Here is a 5,245-nt window from a genome sequence, read left to right on the forward strand (position 1 = left end):
CTGCTGGGCCTGCGGTGCCGCCGCCGGGGCGCCCGCACAGCCCGCGAGCAGGAGCAGGGAGGCCAGGACCGCGCCGCGGCGCAGGGTGCGGGTCGTTCGGGTGGTGGTCACCGGTACTCCTCCACTCGGGTCGAGACGCCGCGCCAGCTGAGGACCGCGGCCAGCAGGCCCGCGACCAGCATCAGCCAGCCGACCAGGACCGCGGAGCCGCCCGAGCCGGACAGCGCGTCGTGCGTCTGGGCGGCGCTCGCCTCGAGGCTGGACGACGCCGCCGCGGAGAACGTCTCGAACACGTCGTTCGGGGCGCCCGGGTCGGGGCTGATCGCGAGCGCGACCGCGCCGTCCCAGTCGCCGCCGTCGTCGAGCGCGCGGATCTGCTGGTGCGCGGCGACCCAGTCGTCGAGCAGCGGGACCAGGCTCGGGTCGACCGTCGGCCGGGACAGCAGCGTGCGGGCCTCGTCGGTCTCGGCGACGAACGTCTCCTCGTACGCCGCCCCCGACCCCCGCTTGATCAGTGTGAACGACTCCATCGACTTGGCGTCGTTGGCCAGCGAGTACGCGCGGGACACCGACACGGTCTCGTCGTAGGGACCGTGGCGGACGTCGCCCGCCTGCTGCGCGCTCGACCCGAGGACCACGGCCCCGCCGACGCTCGCCGCGAGCGCGAGGACCGTCGACCAGAACAGGCCGGCGTTGAGGCGCCGGTGCGTCCGGCGGGCCATCCACACCTGGACCACGACGAGCACAGCCAGGGCGAGGATGCCGAGCGCGAGCAGCCACGGCACCGACGCGACGGAGTCGAAGGACGCGTCCACCCGGTCGCTGTTGGCGCCGACCAGGTCGTCCAGGTGCGGCAGGACGTCGGTGCGCAGGACCGACGACGCCTGGTCGAGGTACGCGGCGCCGACCGGGAAGCCCTGCCGGTTGTTGGCCCGGGCCTGCTCGACCAGGCCGGTGTAGGTGGTCAGGCCGGCGGTGGCCTTGCCCAGCAGCTCGGCGTCCGCCTCGTTGGAGCCGGCCAGCTGCGCGAGCCCGTTCGCGGCCGACGCGACGGCCTCGTCGTACCGGGCGCGCTGCTCCGGGGGTTCCAGGCCGCCGACGAGGAACGCGTTCGTGGCGGTCGCGTCCGCGACCACCAGGTCGTTCCGGACGTCCTGGATGCCGACCAGCTGGGTGGTGTCCGCGTCCGCGTCGGCGAGCGCGTCGGACTGCGCCAGCCCCGCGCGCAGCCCCAGGAAGCCGACAGCGAGGGAGGCGACGACCGCGACGACCCCCGCGACCCGCATCTTGCCCGGCGTGCGGCTCAGCGAGGCGCGCACGCCCGTGCGGTGCGCGGGCGGTGTGGCGGGCGACGTGGCCGGCGGCGTCGCTGCTGCGATGGTCTGCGTCACGCGGGCTCCTCGATGTGGTCGGGCACCGGGTCGTCGGACCCGTCCGTCTCGTCGGCCGCAGCCACGAGATCCTCGGGAAGAAGCAGCCGGAGCTGGTCCACCGTCGGTGACTCAACGTCCCGGAGGCGCCAGGCGTGCCTGGTGATCGCCTGGTCGAGCACGTTGCGGGCGTAGCGGCCGTTCCCGAAGCCCTCATCGCGGATCTGCAGCGACGCCAGCTCCTCGAACCGGGTCAGGCACTCGGGCGTCGGCTCGAAGTCGGCCTTGGCCGCCGTGCGGGCGAAGATCTCGCGCAGCTCGGCGTCCGTGTAGTCGTCGAACTCGACCGTCGTCGAGAAGCGGCTCTCGAGCCCCGGGTTGGTCGCCAGGAACGTCGCCATGGGGCCCGGGTAGCCGGCGACGATCACCACGAGGTCGTCGCGGTGGTCCTCCATGTCCTTGACCAGGGTGTTCACCGCCTCGGCGCCGTACTGGTCCTCGGCCAGGCCGTACGCCTCGTCGACGAACAGCACGCCGCCGAGCGCCGTCGCGACGACCTCGGACGTCTTGACGGCCGTCTGCCCCAGATACCCGGCGACCAGCTCGGAGCGGTCGACCTCGACCAGGTGACCCTTGGTGAGCAGCCCGAGCGCCTGGTAGATCCCGGCGACCAGGCGGGCGACCGTCGTCTTCCCCGTGCCCGGGTTGCCGAGGAACACGAGGTGGCGCGTGAGCGTGGGCGCGGTCAGGCCGGCCTCGGTCCGCAGCCGCTCGACGCGGAGCAGCTGGGTCTGCTGGCGGATCTCGGCCTTGACCCGCGAGAGGCCGACGAGGGCGTCGAGCTCCGCGAGGAGCTCCTCGAGAGGCCTGGCGGGCTTGGTGTCCGGGTGGAAGGTGGTGCCCGGCGGCAGCGTGCCCGCGGCCGGCGCCCCGCCCCCGGGCGTCCCGTCGTGGTCGAGGCCCGACAGGTCCAGGCGCCCGAGCTCGGGCGGCGAGTACGCGGGCGGCGCCACCTGTCGCGGGCCGCCCACGGCGGCCCGCTGCACCGCGGCCGTGGCCGAGGCGCGGGCGATGACGTCGATCTCCGCCGGTCCGAGGTCGCACGCCGCGGACACCACGCCGGCCAGCGCGGCCGCGTAGTCCGCCGCGTGCGACGACCCGTCGGCGACCAGCCCGGCCAGCAGGTCGGTCGGGGCCGACCGCCAGCGGCGCGCGCTCGACGCGGCCGAGAAGAACGCGCCGTAGGTCGCGCCGGGCGAGCCGACGGCCGCGAGCCAGGCGGCCGCCGCACCCGGGACCGACTCGGCGACGGCGGCGGCGAGCCGCGCACCCTCGTCGCGGACGGCGGCCTCGTCGAGCCCGGCGGCGGCGCCGGCCTGCGCGAGGACGTCGAGGGCGGGGGCGAGGGGCGCGGGCAGCGCAGAGGACGGGGTCACGGGAGCTCCCTCTGCGGGGTGTCGAGGCCCGCGTCCGGCGCGAGTGCCAACGAGGACTCGCCGAACTTCTCGGCGAGGAACTGCCCGTGCGCGACGAGCGCGTTGGCGTCCTCGCGCGAGACGGCGTCGGAGATCTTGTCGAGCGTCACGCCCAGCAGGTCGAGCTGGTCGCACAGCACCATCAGCGAGGTCTTGCCCTTCGACACCACCCGCCGGTCGGCGAAGTCGCGCGGCAGCCGCAGGTACCCGCCGACGGCCTCGGGCAGGTAGCTGGTGGCCGTCGCGACGACGGTGTGCGCCTGCCGGCTGCCGGCGCCCAGCCGGTCGAGCCGCGGAGCCATCTCCTCGACGGTCCGTGCGATCCGGTGCACGCGCGCCGTGACCGCGGCGGGCACCTTGCCGACGATCTGCTGCTCGACCTGGTGGGCCGACGCGAGGATGTCGGCCGAGGTCGGCGCAGGTGGGGGCGCGGGGAGCTCAGGCTCCCGACGCCGCCCCCTCAGGCGTGCGAACCAGCTCATGTGTGATGCCTGCCCGGCCCTCGTCGCTCAGCTCGTGCCGAGGTCGAGCGAGCCACCGGCGACGTCGGACGTGTCCGCACGCTTGACCCGGTCCAGGTAGCTCCGGGCCTTCGTCGTCTCGGTCTCGAGCACGCCGATGGTGGTGGCCATGGAGTCGAGCGCCTTGACCTTGAACGTGTCGATCGAGTCCATCGTCGCGTAGATGTCCGCGAACGCCTGCTGCAGCTGCGGCAGCCCGACCGTGGCGCTGGCGGCCTGCTCCTGGATGCCGACCGACTGCTCCTTGAGCATCTTGGCGGTGGACGCGATGAGCGTCGACGTCGTGGTGTTCAGGGCCGTGATCTGGTCGAGCACGAGCTTCTGGTTGTTCAGCGCCTGGGCCACGGTGACGGCTGTGCGCAGGGCGGAGACCGTCGTGGTGGTCGCGCGGTCCACGCCCTTGATGAGCTCGAGGTTGTTCTTGATGATGATGTCGATCGCCAGGTAGCCCTGGATCGACACCGCGAGCTGCGTGAGCAGGTCCTGGTGCTTCTGACGGACGTAGAACAGCACGTCCTCGCGCAGGGCCTTGGCGCGCGCGGGGTCGGTCGCGTCGAGCTCGGCGATGGTGGTCGACAGCCGCGTGTCCAGCGACTCCGCGACGTAGATGTACTGGTGCAGGCGGGCCATGGTGTCCCACAGGTGCTGCTTCTCCAGGTTGAGCGCCGCGTTGTCCTTGCGCAGCTCGTCCTGGCCGTTGTAGAGCGCGCGGACGATCGCGTCGATCTGCTTCTGCGAGCTCTCGTACTTGCGGAAGTAGTCGGTCAGCGAGTCGCCGAACGGGATGAGCCCGAGCAGCTTCTTGCCGATGGTGGCCTCGCTGGGGTCCAGCCCCTCGACGGTCTTGCGCAGGTCCAGCAGCGACTTGCTGACCTGCGACGTGCCCGAGACGCCGCCCTCGCGCAGCTCCTTCACTGGCGCCTGCAGCAGGCGGTTCGACGTCTCCGCGGCGGCGCGGATGTCGGAGTCGCCCATGAGCCGGATGTCGTCGGCCTTGCGCGTCAGCTCGGGCGACCCGACCTGCGCGGACATGAGGCCGTCGACGTACGCGGAGACCTTGGCGTCGAGGCCCGGGAGCGCCGCCTCCGGGATCTGCGGAGCCATCGACGGGGCGGCCGTCGCCGCCACCGGGGAGACCGGCGCGGGGGCCTCGAGCGCGAACGCCGACTGCGGCGCGGGGGGCTGGAGGGGGGCTGCCTCGGTCATCGTCGTCCTTCACGTCCAGGTCGTCGCAGAGGGCGGAATTCCTGCGTCTTCAATGGTCATGGAATGGTCAAGCGGCTCTGTTGCGGACAGTAGCACGGGGGCCCGACGCCGGTGCCGGTCCGAGGCCCGGGCGACGGGTGGGAACACACCGTGGGCACATCGCACAGCAGCCGGCGGTGTGATCTTTCGGACGGACCGGGTCACTTCCCCGGGTGCGCGGCGGGCAGTGATCATCGACGGACGAGCGCTCCCCCCGTCGCAGGAGGACCCATGCTGCCGTCCGAGATCCGTACCAGCACCGTCCACGTCGGCCCGTTCCTCGACGACCTCGGGACGCCGTGGCCGGGCACCGTCACCGTCGCGTCCTCGACGCCGCGCGTCTGGGATGCCGGCGGCGCGGTGATCGCCCCCCGGCCCGTCGTCGTGCCGCTCGGCGAGGACGGTCGCGCCGCGATCCCGCTGGCCACCACGGACCAGCCGGGGTTCAGCGACGGCGCGGGGCACCCGGTGACCGGCTGGACCTACACGCTGACGGTCGCGCTGCCCGGGGCCGCGCCCGTCGAGCGGACCTTCGAGCTCCCGACGAGCGCGGGTCCGGACGTGCGGCTCGTGCTGCCGGTGCACGCGACGCACGAGCCGCCCGCCGCCGCGCCGCCGGCGCGGGGCCTCACCC

The 5,245-nt window shown here is 73.6% G+C and carries 5 protein-coding genes; 1 reads left to right on the top strand and 4 read right to left on the bottom strand.

The genetic code is table 11. The annotated features are described in order from the left end of the window. Window positions 1-107: 107 nt before the first annotated feature. The 4 genes from AC1DT4_RS20100 to AC1DT4_RS20115 are packed head-to-tail and all read right to left on the bottom strand — an operon-like array spanning window position 108 to window position 4,572. Window positions 108-1,391, bottom strand: a complete 1,284-nt coding sequence (locus AC1DT4_RS20100; protein WP_477091524.1) for a hypothetical protein — start codon at window positions 1,389-1,391, stop codon at window positions 108-110. Next, the gene (locus AC1DT4_RS20105; protein WP_477091525.1) at window positions 1,388-2,806 is read right to left on the bottom strand and encodes an AAA family ATPase; all 1,419 of its coding nucleotides are present in this window, start codon (window positions 2,804-2,806) and stop codon (window positions 1,388-1,390) included. The genes AC1DT4_RS20100 and AC1DT4_RS20105 overlap by 4 nt, the downstream gene beginning before the upstream one ends. Continuing rightward, window positions 2,803-3,327: a hypothetical protein gene (locus AC1DT4_RS20110; RefSeq protein WP_477091526.1), complete on the bottom strand. Its 525-nt coding sequence runs from the start codon at window positions 3,325-3,327 to the stop codon at window positions 2,803-2,805. The genes AC1DT4_RS20105 and AC1DT4_RS20110 overlap by 4 nt, the downstream gene beginning before the upstream one ends. Window positions 3,328-3,354: 27 nt before the next feature. Then, window positions 3,355-4,572 carry a toxic anion resistance protein gene (locus AC1DT4_RS20115; protein ID WP_477091527.1) on the bottom strand — a complete coding sequence of 406 codons (1,218 nt, stop codon included), beginning with the start codon at window positions 4,570-4,572 and terminating at the stop codon, window positions 3,355-3,357. A gap of 270 nt (window positions 4,573-4,842) precedes the next feature. On the opposite strand from AC1DT4_RS20115, the gene AC1DT4_RS20120 reads away from it, so the two are divergent. After that, window positions 4,843-5,245 (top strand): hypothetical protein (locus AC1DT4_RS20120; protein ID WP_477091528.1); only part of this gene is annotated, 403 nt, incomplete at its 3' end.

Source organism: Cellulomonas sp. P4_D11 (assembly GCF_056401915.1).